Raw genomic sequence first — 14,517 nt, 5'->3', positions numbered from 1 at the left:
CTCGCGCTTCCGTCTCCGCTTCCGCTCCGAGCCGATCCCCGCACCGTTACTGCGCGCCGCTCTCGCCATCGATACGGAACGTCTCGAAGGACTCGCCGTCCGGCGTCACCAGCTCCCCGTCCAGCGCGGGCTCGCTTCCGCTCTCACCCTCGGTCGGAGTCAGCTCCGCGTGGGCCGGGCGGTTGCCGCGCGGCTGCGCGTGGCTGCCCGGATTCAGTATCGGGAGCCCGCCCGAGTCGTCGAACCGCGGCCGGTGGCTGTGGCCGCAGATCACGGCGTCCGCGTCGCGGCCCCGACCGAGCATGACGAGCCCCGTGTCGCCGCTCCGGTGACGGTGCGTGACCGCGAACCGCACCCCAGCGTACTCGACGGTCCGCACCTCAGGAACCCGGTCGCGGATCGACGCGTCGTCGTTGTTGCCGTAGACGGCCCGGAGGCTCGCGGCGGCCGACTGAAACGCGTCCAAGACCGGCTCGCGGTAGAAGTCGCCCGCGTGGATCACCAGCTCCGCCTCGCGGATCGCCTCCGCGGTCCGTCCCTGAAGCTTCGACTCCTCGCGTGCGTGCGTGTCGGAGACGACGACGAGCATACCGACCGTCGGCGCCGCCCCGATTTAAAAAGCGCGCCTGCCGGAATGGCGCGTGCCGATGAGCGCCCGAAGGGCGCGAATCGCACGCGCGAGGGAGTCGGCCGACCGGAGCGAAGCGGAGGGAGGCCGACGAGGCTGGGGAGGCGTGAGGTGCTGTGCGGAGCAGGGCGGGACTCAAAGGGGCAGCCGCGAGGACGAAGACGGGCGACGCAAGGACCGCAGGAGCGAACGTAGTGAGCGACGAGGACCGCAGCGAGCCCATCGAGTCCTCGCGGCTGGGGCTTTGGAGATGTTCGTCGTCGATCTGCTCTCAGCTATTTATAAGCGAGCGGCTGGGGCTTTGGCGGTATTCGTCGTCGATCTGCCCTCAGTTATTTATAAACGAGCGGCTGGGGCTTTGGAGATGTTCGTCGTCGATCTGCTCTCAGTTATTTATAAACGAGCGGCTGGGGCTTTGGCGGTGTTCACCGGCGATCCGCGATCAGCTATTTATAAACGAGTGGCTCGGGCTTTGGAGATGTTCGCCGTCGATCTGCTCTCAGCTATTTATAAGCGAGCGGCTGGGGCTTTGGCGGTGTTCACCGGCGATCCGCGATCAGCTATTTATAAACGAGTGGCTCGGGCTTTGGAGATGTTCGCCGTCGATCTGCTCTCAGCTATTTATAAGCGAGCGGCTGGGGCTTTGGCGGTGTTCGTCATCCGTCCGCGGCCGACTGTTTATAAATGAACGAGCGGAGATCCGGCCCCAGTCTATCGCTATTCGTCCAATGAAAGCGCCGCGAGCAGCGACTCCAGCTGGACCTGCTCGTTGGCCCCCTCGGCGATCCGGTAGTCGGCCTCGCCGATGCGCTCCATGAGCCGCACCGCCTCGCGCTCGCTTAGGTCGAACTCCCAGACTGAGCGGTGGAGCTGGTCGATCACGTCGCCGCCGGCCATCCCCGTCTCCGTGAGCAGCGTGTCGAGCGTCGAGCGGGCCCGCGCGAAGTCGCCGTTCAGCGCGTCGGTCACCATCGACTCGATCTCCTCCGGCCGCGCGGTCGCCGTGATCGCGTACACGGCCTCCTCGTCGACGACGTCGCCGGTCGTCGCCGCCGCCTGAAGGGAGTTGATCGCGCGGCGCATGTCGCCGTCGGCCGCGTAGACGAGGGCGTCGACGCCCGCGTCGGTCACCTCGATCCCCTCCGCGGCCGCGATCTCGCGGACCATCCCCCCGACCGCCTCGTCCGAGAGCGGCGAGAAGCGGAAGACGGCGCACCGCGACTGGATCGGGTCGATGATCTTCGACGAGTAGTTACATGAGAGGATGAAGCGGGTGTTGTCGGAGAACTGCTCCATCGTCCGGCGGAGCGCTGACTGGGCGTCGTCGGTATTGTGCGTCAACACCCCGTTCGCGAGCATGAAGTTGGGGGTGTCCTCCATGGTGATGTTGTACGCCTTGCCGCGATGGCTGTACTCGATGCTGTCGATCGCCACCGTCTGAACGCTCTGGACTCCGCCGTCGGCGACGACCGCCGGTTCGAACTCTTCTTTCTCGTAATGTTCGTGGTGAGGCATGGCGCCGTCGCCGACGACGACGTACGTGTACTCGTCGCCGTACGTTTCGAGGAATTCCTCGACTTTCTCGGTCTGTCCCCACAGCTCGGCAACTCCCTTAACCTCGATCACCGTGTCTCCGAGCAGGAAATCGGGATGGTACACGGAGTCGGACAGTTCGAACGCCGGTTCGTACTCGTACTCGATACCTGCCTCCTGTAGTGCCTTCGCGACATCGTACTCCCAGTCGGATCGAACCAAGTGTCCGAGTTCGTCGCTGTGTCTGATGTTGCCGCCGGTCGGTTCATGGCCTTTCAGCGCTTCTGACACTTTCTGTGCGACTTCCGGATCGCGCATCGGATTATTGTCGCCGCTGATGTCACAAACGGGATAGTCACAGTTTTCGACGCTCTTGTCGATTACCGCCTGTCTCTCCTCGTCGTCCAAGCTTTCCCACCACTCGACCGTGGCCGCACCGATGTCTGCTTTCACCCGGTCGGGATCCGCGTCGACGACCCACTCCTCCCACGACGTTCCCGACCGCATCTCGCTGATCGTCTCACGAAATTGCTCAACTGTCTCTTCGTCCATCTCCATGACGTGGACTCCGTGGAAATCCCCGCCGTAGTTCGGGTTGTTACTTCCGGCAAAGCGACCGTCTGAGAGCTTTTCGACGATCTTTTCTCGACGCTCGTCGGACCATTCGGTCCCGTACATCGGGTTCCCGCTCCCGCGCATCTCTCGGCTGTGGCCCTCGTTTTTACACTCCATGGAACAGAACCGTCCTGCTGTCCACGACTCACAGATCTCGCACTTCGATACCCCGATCTCGTCTTTGAAGTCCGCGATTTCGTCACTCGGTGACAGCTCCCTGAGCTCTTTTTCCACGAGTCTTCCGTCTTCGCCGACCGCGAAGAACGGGTGAGTTGGACTCGCGACCGTGGTTCGACCGTCCGCTAACTCAATTTCGAGGAAGTCCGCAGTACCGGAGTCGACGAGCTTCCCCTTGTCGGATTGTATCTCGTTGGTCTCGAAATCGACAGACGGGATCGGTTCGCCCTCCGTACTCACTTCCTCGATCGGTTTTACCTCGGGCTTCGACGGATACCCCGTAACGACCTCGGTTCCCGGTGGTACGCATAACGAGTCTGACTCGTCGAGAAACACGATCCGGAAGTCGCCGCCGAACGACGAGCGCGCGAACCCCTTGATCCGGTCGCGGACGACGTCGATCCCGCGCTGGTCGGAGGCGTTCAGCTCGAGGAAGTTCCCGCGCCAGTTGTCCTCGCCGTAGATCTCGCGGGCGATGGCGGTGGCCGCGGTGGTTTTTCCCACTCCCGCAGGCCCTGAAAATAAAAGGTGGGGCACGTCGTCCTGCGCGATGTAGCTCTGGAGGCGCTCGATGATCTCCTCTTGGCCGTGGATGTCGTCGAGCGTCTGCGGCCGGTACTTCTCGATCCAGATCTCCCGGCCGGTCGCGGTCGCAGCCGGCTGCTCGTCGGCCTCGCTCATTGCCGGATCCGAGGGTCGGCGGGGTGATAAACGAACCGAGACTGACCCGCCCCCTTCGGTGTCACTCGCTCCGCGAGAGCCGCTGGAGCTCGTAGGCGAACACCCAGACGCCCATCAACACGCCGAGGGGGACGACCACCTCGGCGATCTCCCGCGACACCGGCAGCTCCGCGACGTCGACGAGCAGGTGCGTCGTCGTCGCGGCCATCTGCGCGAACAGCTCGTACTCCTCGCGGATCGTGTTCGTCAGCATCGACCCGACGACGAGCATCACCATCGCGGCGACGCCGTGGATCGTCCCCCGAATATGTGGCATAGTCGTCATATTCGCGACGAGTGTCATAGGTGTTTCTCACTTGGCAGATGCTCCGCCGGGGGCGCGGGTTCGCTACGTATCGACTCCGCCGGAACGGTCCGCGGGCCCGCTATATCCGCCGCCGGACCGCCTCGCCGAAGGCGTTCGCCACGTCCGCGTCGGCCTCCGCGTCCCGCAGGCGCGCGCTCTCGGCCGCGTCGAACTCGGGAGCGAGCACGACCGCGGCGGCGCCGGTCGCGACGGTCTCGGTCCGCCAGTCGACGTACGGTTCGCCGACCCACCTCGGGAGGTCCGCCCGCAACACGGCGTTCCGCCACGCGAACTCCCGAACGCCGCGCAGCCCCAGCAGCGCCAACCGGTCGTCGAGGGGATGGAACAGCCGATCGATCCCGGCGATCCCGACCGCGTCGTAGGCTTCGACGAGCGCGTCCTGCGCGGTCTGGACGAGCCTGGCCAGAACCGCGTTGATGCGGTCGTGGTCCTCGTGTTTGTCGCCGCGGTCGGGATCGATTCCCACGTCGCCGAGCGTGTACGTGAGGTCGTAGGTGATGTGCGCGTTGATGCCCAGCAGGGCGTCCTGCGCGACGAGCGTCTCCCCGCGGGCCGCGGCGCCGAAGGCGAGCAGCCACGGCCGGGGAAGCGAGTCGAACGCTCGTCGCTCGAACGCGACCAGCGCTCGCCGGTAGCGCTCCGCGAAGGCGACGAGATACGCGGCCGCCCACTCCGGATCGACGAACGCGCCGTCGTCGATGGCGGTCCGCACGGTCGCCGTCATCCGACTGTACACCGTGAGGAACACCGCGCGCCGGTCGCCGCGCTCGCGGAGGTACGACTCGGTCCGCGCCAGCCGCTCGTCGACGTCGTCGACGGACGCGAACGGCTCCGACACCAGATCGAGCAGCGCCGCGTCCGGCTCCTCGCCCGCCAGCTCCGCGGCGATCGCGTCCCGCTCGCCGTCGACCGCCCGGCGGAGACCGACGAGCAGCGCTCTCGCCTCCGCGAGCGTCGGGACGGCGGCGCGGATGGGGGGCATCGGGGAGTCGACGGCGGACGCCGTCTAACCGCCCGGTACTCGGTCGGAGTCAAAGAGTGTTGCTGCCGGAACGGCGCCGCCGGCCTATGCGAACTCGTCGATCAGCTCGGGCACCACGTCGAAGAGGTCGCCGACGATCCCGTAGTCGGCGATGTCGAAGATGGGCGCGTTCGGGTCGGTGTTGATCGCGATTATCGTGTCCGACCCCTTCATCCCGGCGACGTGTTGGACCGCGCCGGAGATGCCGACCGCGATGTACACGTCCGGCGTGACGACCTTCCCCGACTGGCCGACCTGCCGGTTCTTCGGCAGCCAGCCGTTGTCGACGATCGGGCGGGAGGCGGACAGCGTCGCGCCGAGCGCGTCAGCGAGCTCCTCGACGAGCTCGAGGTTCTCCTCCTCCTCGATGCCGCGGCCGACCGAGACGAGCACGTCGGCGTCCGCGATGTCGACGTCGCCGCCGCCGACCTCCTCGAAGCCCGTGACGCGGGCGCCCGACTCGGGGATGTCGACCTCGGCCGCCTCGACGGTCGCGTCGCCGACCCCCTCCGCGGGCGGCCACTCGCCGCCTCGGACCGTGAGGACGAACCGGTCGCCCGCGACGTCGACGGTCGTCTCGACCTTCGAGCCGTACATCTCGCGGGTGACGGTGAGCCCGTCGTCGTAGGCGATTCCGACCGCGTCGGTGACGATCGGGGCGCCGAGGTCCTCGGCGAGGGCGGGCGCGTAGTCGAGCCCGTTGACGGAGTTCGGCAGCACCACCGCGCCGGCGTCGATCCGGTCCGCGAGCGTCGAGACCGCCGCCTGGTAGGCGTTGTGGTCGAACTCCTCGCCGTCCTCGACCGCGTGGACCGCGTCGACGCCCTCGCGGTTGACGTCCTCCGCGAACCCGTCGACGTCGCCGCCGACGACGGCCACGTGGAGGTCGCCGCCGCGCTCGTCGGCGAGCTCTCGCCCGGCCGTGATCGCCTCGTAGGTAACGTCCCGGAGCGCGCCGCGGCGGTGTTCGGCGGCGACGAGCACGCTCATCACGCGCTCACCCCCTTCTCGCGGAGGACCTCGGCAAGGCGCCCCGCGGACTCGCCGGCGTCGCCCTCGATGATCTCCGCGTCGGACTCGCTCTCCGGCTCGTACATCTCGGTGATCGTCAGCGCGCTCTCGACGTCATCGGCGGTCAGGCCGAGGTCGGCCAGGTCCTTCGCGGCGATCTCCTTGCGCTGGGCCTGTCGGATCCCGCGGAGGCTCGCGTACCGCGGCTCGTTGAGGCCGGTCTGGACGGTCAACACGGCCGGCAGGTCGACGTCGGTCAGCTCCTCGACGCCGCCCTCCAGCTCGCGGTGGACGTGCGCCACGCCGGCGTCCGCGTCCACGTCGAGCTGGTTGACGACCGCCGCGTGCTCGAATCCGATCCGCTCCGCGAGCGCGACGCCCGTGGCGCCGAAGCCGGTGTCCGCGGCCTGGACGCCGCCGAGGACCAGGTCCGGCTCCTCCTCGTCGACGACCGCCTCGAACAGGGCGACCTTCGAGGCGACGTCGGCGAACCCGCCCTCGAGCGCGTCGTCCCAGACGCGGACCGCGCGGTCGGCGCCCTTCGCGAGCGCCATCCGGATCGTCTCCTCGGCGCGCTCCGGGCCGACGGTGACGGTCACGACCTCGTCCGCGATCCCGGCCTCGGCGAGCTGGACGGCGGCCTCGACGGCGTAGTCGTCCCACTCGTTGAGGTCGTACTCGAGGTCGGACTCGGCGATGTCTGTCCCCTCGATCGCGAAGTCGTCGTCCGCCTCCGCGACCTCCTTGACGGTCACCAGAACCTTCATGATCGATACTCGGTCGCTCGCCCTGTAATGGTTTTCGGAACGGCCGACGGCGGACCAGCGGTTTCCGCTCGGCCCGGCCGCGTGCCGGGTCGTCAGCGGTCGTCGTCGCCGTCGTCGCCTCCCCCGTTGCCGTCGCCCTCGTCGTCGGGCAGGGAGATGAGGTTCTCGCGGCCGAGCCGGAGCTTCTCGACGCGCCCCTCGTCGGCCATCGCCGAGAGCAGCTGCGACACCTTCGCGTCCGACCACCCTGTCTCGGCGACGATGTCGGCCTGCCGCATCCGGCCGCCGTTCGCGTCGAGGAGCCGCTCGACGCGCTCCTCGTCCGAGAGCAGCGAGAGGTCCTCCTCGTCGCCGTCGTCCGCCTCGTCGGTCGCGTCGGCGCCGGCGTCGGCTCCGGTCCCCGGACCGGCGTCGCCGACGCCCATCGCGTTCGGACCGTCGCCGCTCGCCGCGCGCTCGCCGCCGTTCGCGGCCGACTCGTTCGGGTCGCTCTCCCCGTTGTTGATCCGACGGTATCCGACGACGCTCCCGGCCACGAGGGCCGCGGCGAGTACGATCGCGGCCATCAGCATCGTCCACGGGGTGCCCGCCCCCGCGGGCCCGTACACGATCACCACGGGCTCGCCTCCCTCGAACGTCTGGGGCCCCTCGATGATCACGTCGCCGTCCGAGAGCTGCGTCACGGCGCTGCTCGGCGTTCCGGTGACCGTGTACCCTTCCGGCGTCGCCACCTCCAGGGTCTGGCCCGCTTCGAGGCTGCGGAGCCACGTCTCGTTGCCGGGCGTCGTCAGCGCGTCCCCGAGGACGAGGCTCTCGCCGTCCTGCGCGAGGAACGACGTCCAGGTGAAGCGCAGCCGGAGCTCGCCGACGGCGACCGCGTCCTCCGTGGCGACGTCGAACTCGCCCGGGTTCTCGTGGACGATGACCTCGCGTTCGACGTCCTCGATCGCCATCGACCGGTCGACGTTCCGGTTCGCCTCGCGGCGGAACCCCTCGAACAGCTCGGCGCTCGGGCCGACCTCGCCGTCGCGGAAGCGGTCGCCGGCGGCCCTGAACACCCTCGTCTCGTTCTCGTCCGCCAGCGAGTACCGGACCGCGACGGTCCAGTCTGCGCTGCGGTCGGAGTTCAACGCGAGTCGGATCCGCGTCGTCGACGGCGACGTGATGCCGTCGCCGGTCTGCTGGCGGACCGCCGGCGAGCGGTCGTCGACCGACTCGCGGACGCGCGGTTCGTCACCGACTGCCGGCACGTGGGCCGGGGGGTCGTCCGCGCCGAGGGGGGAGGGGGTCGTGGTCGCACCGTCGGCCGCGCCGCCGGCGCTCGCGACCAGCGCGAGCGCGACGACAGCGACCAAGAGCGCGCGAAAGGCGGGGTTCCGCATACGTCTCGGGTCACTCGCGCGCCGGGCAAAACGCTTTCCATACGCTGTTTTTTGACAGGATGCCGGACCGAGCTTGCGCTCCCGGGCCGCCGTCTGCCCGCGACGCCGACCCGCACGGCTCCATCGCCCGCGGTTCGCCTGCGACGCCGACCCGCGCGGCTCCATCGCCCGCGGTTCGCCCGCGACGCCCGGCCGCACGACCTGCCGGCCGACCGCAGTGGGTGGACTTTTTGTGTCGCGGGTCGAACCCAGAGACGATGAGAGCCCTCCCGATCGCCGCGGTCGCGGTCCTGCTGCTCGTGGCCCCGGTCGCCGGCGTCACCGCGCCCGGCGCCGTCTCGCCGTCCGCCGGTTCGGTACCGGCCGCCGATCCGGAACCGTCCGCCGATCCGGCACCACCCGTCGATTCGGTCGGTCCCGTCGACTCCCCGCTGTCCGTCGATTCGGCATCGAGCGTCACCGGACAGACGACGCCGCAGATCGACACGGCCAACCTCACGTTCCGGACGCTCTCGACGCCGCCCGGGGCGGAGACGCGCGTCAGCGCGTACACCCGCGGCCCGGACCTCGGGTCGTCGCTCGGCTTCGCGACCGCCGACGCCGACGCCGCCTTCGAGACCGCGGCCGTCGTCGACCGGATCGAACGCGCCGAGGCGGGCGTCGAGCGCCAACAGCAGATCCTCGCGGAGCTCAACCGGGTCGAGCGCGCGGAGGTGGCGCTGAACAGCCGCCAGACCGCCGCCTTCAGCGCGCACGCGGCCGGCGAGATCAGCGACCGCGAATTAGTCGACGAGCTCGTCCGCGTGGCCGCGACCGCCCGCGAGTACGACGAGCGGCTCGACGAGATCGACGCGCTCGCCGAGTCGACGGACGGGTTCAGCTCGCCCGGCCGGCTCGACGAGCTCCAGGTGGCGCTCCAGGTGTACGAGGGCCCGGTCCGCGACCGCGCGCTCGCGACCGCTCGCGGCCAGTCCTCGCCGAACGACCTGTACGTCGCGTCGAGTCAGGGCGCCGTCGTGCTCGCCACGGTCGTCGACGGCGAGTACGTCCGCGAGGTGTTCCGAACTGACCGCTGGGACCGCGGCGGCAGCGACATCTCGAACGACGCGGCGATCGAGATGACCGAGGCGGCCTACCCCGAGACGGCCGCGCTCCGCGAACCGGACGCGTTCGGCGCGGGCTCCGTCCAGCGGATCACCATCCCGCACGAGGTCGGGACCCTCCGGACGTTCGTCAGCGGCGGCACCGAGCAGGTGTTCGTCGAACACCAGCGCATCGACCTGTCCGCGTTCCCCGACAGCGAGCCCGTCACGGCGGCGGGCGACGGGTTCAACGTCACCGTCGAACGGACGTACCCCGGGGGCCCGGTGACCGTGACCGTCCTCGACGACGAGACGGGCGAGCCGGTCCCCGACGTCACCGTCACCAAGTCGGTGGGCGACGGCGACAGCCGGACGATCGGGACGACCGACGAGGAGGGGGTCGTCCGGACGCTCTCGCCGGCCGAGACGTACCGCATCACGGTCGTCGACGAGCCCCGCGTCGTCGTCCTCGGCGACATCGAGCCCCTCTCGACGCCGCGGCCGGTCGACGACGAGTGACGGCCCGACTCGGGGGCGTCGCCTCCCGGGCCGACCTTTTTACCCGAAACCGCCGCAGGGCCGCCGTGCCACCAGTCGTCCGTCGCGCCCGAGGGATCGCGCCCGTTGCGGGCGTGCTGCTCATCGCGATCACGGTCGTGTTGGCCGGCGGCGTCGCGGCCGCCACGCTCGACGGCCCGAGCGCGACGGTGCCGCCGTCGGCGGCCCTGTCGCTGTCGGCGACCGACGACCGGATCGCGATCGACCACCGCGGCGGCGACCCGATCGATGTCTCCGCGGTGACGGTCCGCGTCAGCGTCGACGGCGAACCGCTCGACGAACAGCCGCCGGTCCCGTTCTTCTCGGCCGCCGGCTTCCACCCCGGACCGACGGGGGCGTTCAACTCCGCCGGCGGCGACACGCTGCGCGCCGGGGAGACGGCGACGTTCCGCGTCGCGGACACCAACGACCCGACGCTCGAGCCGGGCCGGCGGGTCACCGTCGAGATCACGGCCGACGGGCAGTCGGTCGCGACGCTGGAGGCGTTCGTCGACTCGGGGTGAGAACGCGCGTCTCGGACGGATCGGTGCTGACGCCGTTACTCGGCGTCGGACGCCGTCGACGGGGACTCCTCGGCGCCCGATGCGGACTCCTCGGTACCCGACGCGGAACTGCCGCCCGCCTCGTCGCCGCCCGGAACGCGGGCGACGGTCGTGATGGCGCGGGGGCTCTGGGGCGTCGCCTGCTGAATGTGGTGTTCGAACTCCTCGTAGCCGGCCGCCTCGAACATCCGGTCGGCCTCGTCGGCGTCGTAGAACAGCATGATCGCGTCGGCCACCCGCTGGAGGATCGGGTTGTGGGGGTAGTCGGGACCGACGACGAGGACCTGCCCGCCCGGCTTCGCGACGCGTCGGAGCTCGCGCAGCCCCTCGACGGGGTTGGGCCAGTACTCGATGGAGCCGGACGACCACACCACGTCGAACGCGTCGTCGCGGAACGGGAGCCGCTCGGCGTCGCCGCGGTAGAAGTTTACCCTGTCGTGTCTCCCGAACTTCTCGAACGCCTTCTCCATCTGGTGGACGCTCTGGTCGAGGCCGTGGACGTCGTCGGCGTGCTCGAGTAACCCCTCGGTGCCGAACCCGGTGCCGCAGCCCACGTCGAGCACCGTCGGGTCGTCGCCGAACTCCAGCCACGAGAGCGCCTCCGCGCGCATCTCCTCGTTCCAGTTGAAGCTGTTAATCCGGTCGTACACCTTCGAGAGGTACTTGTAGAAGAGGCGGGCGTTCGACTTGTCCTCGAGGATCCCCATTTACCGGTTCCTTGGGCCGGCGGCCCCATAACGACACGGATCCGCGGTCGGTTCCGGACCGTTTCTGCGTCCGCTTCCGACCGGCTTTTCCGCCCGCCGCCCCAGCGACGGGTATGGACCCGACGACGAGCGGCCGGTTCCGCGTCCACGACCGCCGCCAGCGGCCGGACATCGACGACGCGCCCGACGCCGACGCGGCAGCCGACTCTCCTCCGGCCGACTCGTCGGCCGCCGCCCCCGACGACACCGAGGAGTTCGTCCTCGTCGAGCTGGCCGACGAGCCGGTGGACCCGACGGACCCGGACGCCGAGGACCGCTTCGACCCCCTCTACGCCACCGCCGAGGGGTACGAGGGCGACCTCGCCGACGCCGTCGACGCGCTCCGCCCCGGTTTCGTCGTCGACGCGACGCTGGCGTGGACCGACGGCGCCGCGCGCTTCCGCGAGGTCGACGTCGTCCGCGAGACGCGGTTCCGCTTCGCCGACGGCGTCGAGGGGATGTTCGAGGCGGCCGTCGAGACGTGGCGACAGATCCGCGCCGAGGGCGAGCCGGTCGGCTCGATCACGACGCGGTCGAACGACGGCGACCCCAACGGCGCGTTATACCTCTTCGCCGACGCGCCCGGCAGCGACACCTTCGAGGAGGTCCGCACGGGCCGGCTCCCGATCGAGCCGCTCGTCGCCCGCGTGAACGAGTCGCGGGACGACGACGACCCGCGGGAGGTGTTCGTGTTGCGCCCCGCGGAACACGAGTTCGTCGCCGTCTACGTCGTCTTCGACCCCGACGGCGTCCTCGCACAGACGGTCCGGGACACCTACGACCTCGGTCCCGGCCTCGCCGCGGGGCTCGACGCGAGCTACCCCGGCGGCGACGGGGGCGATTCCGTGGTTTCCGACACCTCGAACGACTCGGGGGACGACGACCTTGACGAAGGCGACGACTTCGACGCGCTCGACCGCCTGTAGTTCGTCTCGTCGCCCCCTCCGCAACTACCGCTCCACTACAGCCAGTCCGCCTCGGGGTCGACCCGACCGTCGGGCGTCTCACCGTTCAGCACGGCCGCCACGTCGGCGGCGCCGCTCCGGTTCAGGTCGTCTCTCGCCTCCTCGCTGTACCACGCGGCGTGCGGCGTGACCACGGTGTCGTCGCGACCGACGAGCGGGTCGTCCTCGGGCGGCTCCTCGGCGAGGACGTCGAGGCCGGCGGCCTTGATCTCGTCCGCCGCCAGCGCGTCGAGCAGCGCGTCGGCGTCGACGACCGGACCGCGGCTCACGTTGACGACGACCGAGTCCTCGCTCAGTCGCCCCAGCGCGTCGGCGTCGACGATCCCGCGCGTCGCGTCCGTCAGCGGCGCGTAGACGCCGACGTGATCGGCGCGGTCGAACAACGCGTCGAAATCGACCTTCTCGACGCCGTAGTCGGCCATCTCCTCGGCGTCGACGAACGGGTCGTACGCCACGAGGTCGGCGTCGAACCCGGAGAGCTGTTCGGCCGCCCGCCGCGCGATCGGCCCGAACGAGAGCAGCCCGATCGTGGACGCGCTCACGCGCCGGGTCGGGACGCCGACCTCCCAGCTCCAGTCGCCGGCGGCGACCGCGTCGTCGTACGGCTTCAGCGAGCGCAGACAGGCGAAAAGCAGCGAGACGGAGTGGGTCGCCACCTCCTCGGTACAGTATTCTGGCACCCGGGTGACGGTCACGCCGCGCTCCGCGGCCGCCGCGACGTCGATATTGTCCACGCCGACGGCCGAGCGGACGACGACCGCTAGGTCCAGCGCGTCGAGCGCCGCCTCGGTGACGGGCGTGTTGATGTCGGTGACGACCGCGTCGGCGCCGGCCGCCGCCTCGATCAGCCGCTCCGTTGACCCCATCTCCGCAACCTCGACCTCGACCGGCTCGTCGACGGTGTCGGCGAGGACCTTGCGGTACGTCTCGGGGTCTATCATCGGGAACGCCGACAGCACGACTCTGGGCATGCGCCGCGGTTCGCCCCCGACCCACTTGACGGCTGTCACTGACGCCGTCAGGGCCTCGTACGTCCGTTTCGATCGTGAGGAACCCTCCCTAGCGCAAGCGACGCCCGCTCCGCGCGTCGCGTTCCGATGACTCTTTGCGGTCGCCGGCCGTACGGACCCCCGTGAGCGAGGACAGTTCGAAGCCGCCGATGCTGGTTCTCTTGGAGTCGCTGTCGTTCTACCGCAACGTCCGCGTCGGCGCGGCGGCCGGCGCGCTGCTCGCGGCGCTTTTGTACCTCGTCAGGACCTTCGAGCTGCTCGGGCCGGTGATCGACACGCGCGACTACCCGCTGTTCGGGCCGGACGTCTGGTTCCTCCTGCTCGCGTTCGTGCTGGCGGCGACGTCGGCGCTGTCGGTGGCGGTCGTCCTCACGATAGCGACGGCGGTCCGCGGCGCGCGAGAGGGCGAAGCGGAGCGGCCGGAGTAGTTGGACACCGCGAGCGGCCGGAGTAGCCGGACATCGCGGAGCGGCAGGTGTGACGGAGAGGCGCCGCTCGGGGCCTTCGACGCGGGTTTGAAAACACAGGGACTGCGTCGACGACTCCGATCCGCGCGTCAGTCAGCGGTGCAGGAGGCCTCGCTCTCGTCGGCGGTGAACTCCTGAGCCGGTTCCGTGAGCTTGTAGAGGTTCTGTCTGGCGTCCGCGAAGTAGACGTCCTCGTCGACGACGCCGATCCCCTCGAGCCGTTCGAGCGCGTACCGGACGGTGCGGGCCGACAGCATCGACTCTTGGACGATCCCCTTCTGGGTCAGCGGTCCGTTGTACTCGAGCACCTTGAAGACGAGTTTGGCGCTCGGTGGGAGGTCGTCGAGCCCCTCCGTTTGAGTTCCTTCCATCGTTACGATTCGAAACCGCACACGCTCATAAATGTTGATGGAGCAACGCCGTCTGAGCGGCGTTTACCGGCGAAAACGGCCGCATTTTGTGCCATAAGCCGGCAGAAATCACTGGTAATCGGCCGCTGGACTGACCAGTCAGTCAGCGATTCGGCTCGCGCGCGCCTCGGCCGCGCCGTCGCGCGGCGGGCCGACGAGCGGAGCGAACCCGCGGTCGCCCCGTCGCGGTCGCGGGGGACGGCCGGAACGAACGGCTTTTCACGGGCGCTCGCGGATCCGAAGGCATGAGCGACGACTCGGGCCTGTCCGACCACGCGCGCGGCGTGGTCGTCACGACCATCTGCTGTCTCGCCGGGATCGCGGCCGGCGTCGTCTCGGCCGTCTACGTCGGCACCGATCCGGCGTCCGCCGCGAGCACCACCGCGGTGTTCGTGCTCGGCGCGTTCGTCATCGCCCAGTACCCGATATTCAAGGCGGTCGGCGTCGGCGACCTCGGGATCAAAGACAACCTCTACGTGGCGTTTCTCACGTTCACCCTCTGGTTCATCAGCTACACCGTCCTGCTGACGTCCGCCGTCGACCTGGGGGTCTGAG

Annotated in this window: 15 protein-coding genes and 3 pseudogenes; 6 read left to right on the top strand and 12 right to left on the bottom strand. The window is 69.5% G+C overall.

Annotation, left to right across the window (positions count from 1 at the left end):
• Positions 1-46: 46 nt before the first annotated feature.
• The gene (locus tag J7656_RS13705) at positions 47-589 is read right to left on the bottom strand and encodes a metallophosphoesterase (protein ID WP_017342348.1); all 543 of its coding nucleotides are present in this window, start codon (positions 587-589) and stop codon (positions 47-49) included.
• A 289-nt stretch (positions 590-878) separates the two neighbouring features.
• Between J7656_RS13705 and J7656_RS15030 the strand changes: the two genes are divergently transcribed.
• On the top strand, positions 879-1,316 hold the full coding sequence (locus J7656_RS15030) for a hypothetical protein (protein ID WP_237738319.1): 438 nt from the start codon (positions 879-881) through the stop codon (positions 1,314-1,316).
• Between the two features lie 29 nt (positions 1,317-1,345).
• Here the strand turns inward: J7656_RS15030 and J7656_RS15190 are convergent.
• The 8 genes and pseudogenes from J7656_RS15190 to J7656_RS13665 form a co-directional block, all read right to left on the bottom strand.
• Positions 1,346-1,957: pseudogene (locus tag J7656_RS15190) on the bottom strand (replication factor C small subunit); the annotation flags it as partial.
• Between the two features lie 3 nt (positions 1,958-1,960).
• Positions 1,961-3,289: pseudogene (locus J7656_RS13690) on the bottom strand (replication factor C small subunit); the annotation flags it as partial.
• Positions 3,263-3,634 (bottom strand): annotated as a pseudogene (locus tag J7656_RS15025) (AAA family ATPase); the annotation flags it as partial. The pseudogenes J7656_RS13690 and J7656_RS15025, both read right to left, overlap by 27 nt.
• A 61-nt stretch (positions 3,635-3,695) precedes the next feature.
• The gene (locus tag J7656_RS13685; protein WP_026046160.1) at positions 3,696-3,950 is read right to left on the bottom strand and encodes a hypothetical protein; all 255 of its coding nucleotides are present in this window, start codon (positions 3,948-3,950) and stop codon (positions 3,696-3,698) included.
• A 109-nt stretch (positions 3,951-4,059) separates the two neighbouring features.
• Entirely contained in the window at positions 4,060-4,983 is a 924-nt protein-coding gene (locus tag J7656_RS13680; RefSeq protein WP_017342352.1) for a DUF5995 family protein, read from the bottom strand.
• Positions 4,984-5,067: 84 nt separating this feature from the next.
• On the bottom strand, positions 5,068-6,015 hold the full coding sequence (locus tag J7656_RS13675) for an electron transfer flavoprotein subunit alpha/FixB family protein (protein ID WP_155118184.1): 948 nt from the start codon (positions 6,013-6,015) through the stop codon (positions 5,068-5,070).
• Positions 6,012-6,800, bottom strand: a complete 789-nt coding sequence (locus J7656_RS13670) for an electron transfer flavoprotein subunit beta/FixA family protein (protein ID WP_017342354.1) — start codon at positions 6,798-6,800, stop codon at positions 6,012-6,014. Before J7656_RS13670 ends, J7656_RS13675 begins: the two co-directional genes overlap by 4 nt.
• 92 nt (positions 6,801-6,892) lie before the next feature.
• The gene (locus J7656_RS13665; RefSeq protein ID WP_017342355.1) at positions 6,893-8,182 is read right to left on the bottom strand and encodes a helix-turn-helix transcriptional regulator; all 1,290 of its coding nucleotides are present in this window, start codon (positions 8,180-8,182) and stop codon (positions 6,893-6,895) included.
• A 257-nt stretch (positions 8,183-8,439) separates the two neighbouring features.
• Here J7656_RS13665 and J7656_RS13660 point away from each other — a divergent pair, with 257 nt between their 5' ends.
• Positions 8,440-9,783, top strand: coding sequence for a DUF7094 domain-containing protein (locus J7656_RS13660; protein WP_017342356.1), 1,344 nt, complete (start codon positions 8,440-8,442; stop codon positions 9,781-9,783).
• Between the two features lie 95 nt (positions 9,784-9,878).
• The gene (locus tag J7656_RS13655) at positions 9,879-10,325 is read left to right on the top strand and encodes a type IV pilin domain-containing protein (protein WP_026046161.1); all 447 of its coding nucleotides are present in this window, start codon (positions 9,879-9,881) and stop codon (positions 10,323-10,325) included.
• A gap of 35 nt (positions 10,326-10,360) precedes the next feature.
• Here the strand turns inward: J7656_RS13655 and J7656_RS13650 are convergent, their stop codons facing one another.
• Entirely contained in the window at positions 10,361-11,071 is a 711-nt protein-coding gene (locus J7656_RS13650) for a methyltransferase domain-containing protein (RefSeq protein ID WP_211553587.1), read from the bottom strand.
• A gap of 113 nt (positions 11,072-11,184) precedes the next feature.
• Here J7656_RS13650 and J7656_RS13645 point away from each other — a divergent pair, with 113 nt between their 5' ends.
• Positions 11,185-12,036 (top strand): DUF6663 family protein, encoded by an 852-nt coding sequence (locus J7656_RS13645; RefSeq protein WP_211553586.1) that lies wholly within the window; start codon positions 11,185-11,187, stop codon positions 12,034-12,036.
• Between the two features lie 35 nt (positions 12,037-12,071).
• Here the strand turns inward: J7656_RS13645 and J7656_RS13640 are convergent, their stop codons facing one another.
• A complete protein-coding gene (locus J7656_RS13640) occupies positions 12,072-13,046 on the bottom strand; it encodes a C-terminal binding protein (RefSeq protein WP_211553585.1) in 975 nt (324 codons plus the stop codon).
• 161 nt (positions 13,047-13,207) lie between these two features.
• Between J7656_RS13640 and J7656_RS13635 the strand changes: the two genes are divergently transcribed.
• Positions 13,208-13,513 (top strand): DUF7536 family protein, encoded by a 306-nt coding sequence (locus tag J7656_RS13635; RefSeq protein ID WP_017342361.1) that lies wholly within the window; start codon positions 13,208-13,210, stop codon positions 13,511-13,513.
• Positions 13,514-13,641: 128 nt separating this feature from the next.
• Here the strand turns inward: J7656_RS13635 and J7656_RS13630 are convergent, their stop codons facing one another.
• Entirely contained in the window at positions 13,642-13,923 is a 282-nt protein-coding gene (locus J7656_RS13630) for a MarR family transcriptional regulator (RefSeq protein ID WP_004598013.1), read from the bottom strand.
• A gap of 284 nt (positions 13,924-14,207) precedes the next feature.
• Here J7656_RS13630 and J7656_RS13625 point away from each other — a divergent pair, with 284 nt between their 5' ends.
• The gene (locus J7656_RS13625) at positions 14,208-14,516 is read left to right on the top strand and encodes an EMC6-like membrane protein (RefSeq protein ID WP_008443028.1); all 309 of its coding nucleotides are present in this window, start codon (positions 14,208-14,210) and stop codon (positions 14,514-14,516) included.
• Position 14,517 lies beyond the last annotated feature (1 nt).

It is taken from the genome of Halorubrum ruber (assembly GCF_018228765.1).
GTDB lineage: Archaea > Halobacteriota > Halobacteria > Halobacteriales > Haloferacaceae > Halorubrum > Halorubrum ruber.
This window is presented reverse-complemented; position numbering and strand designations above follow the sequence as displayed.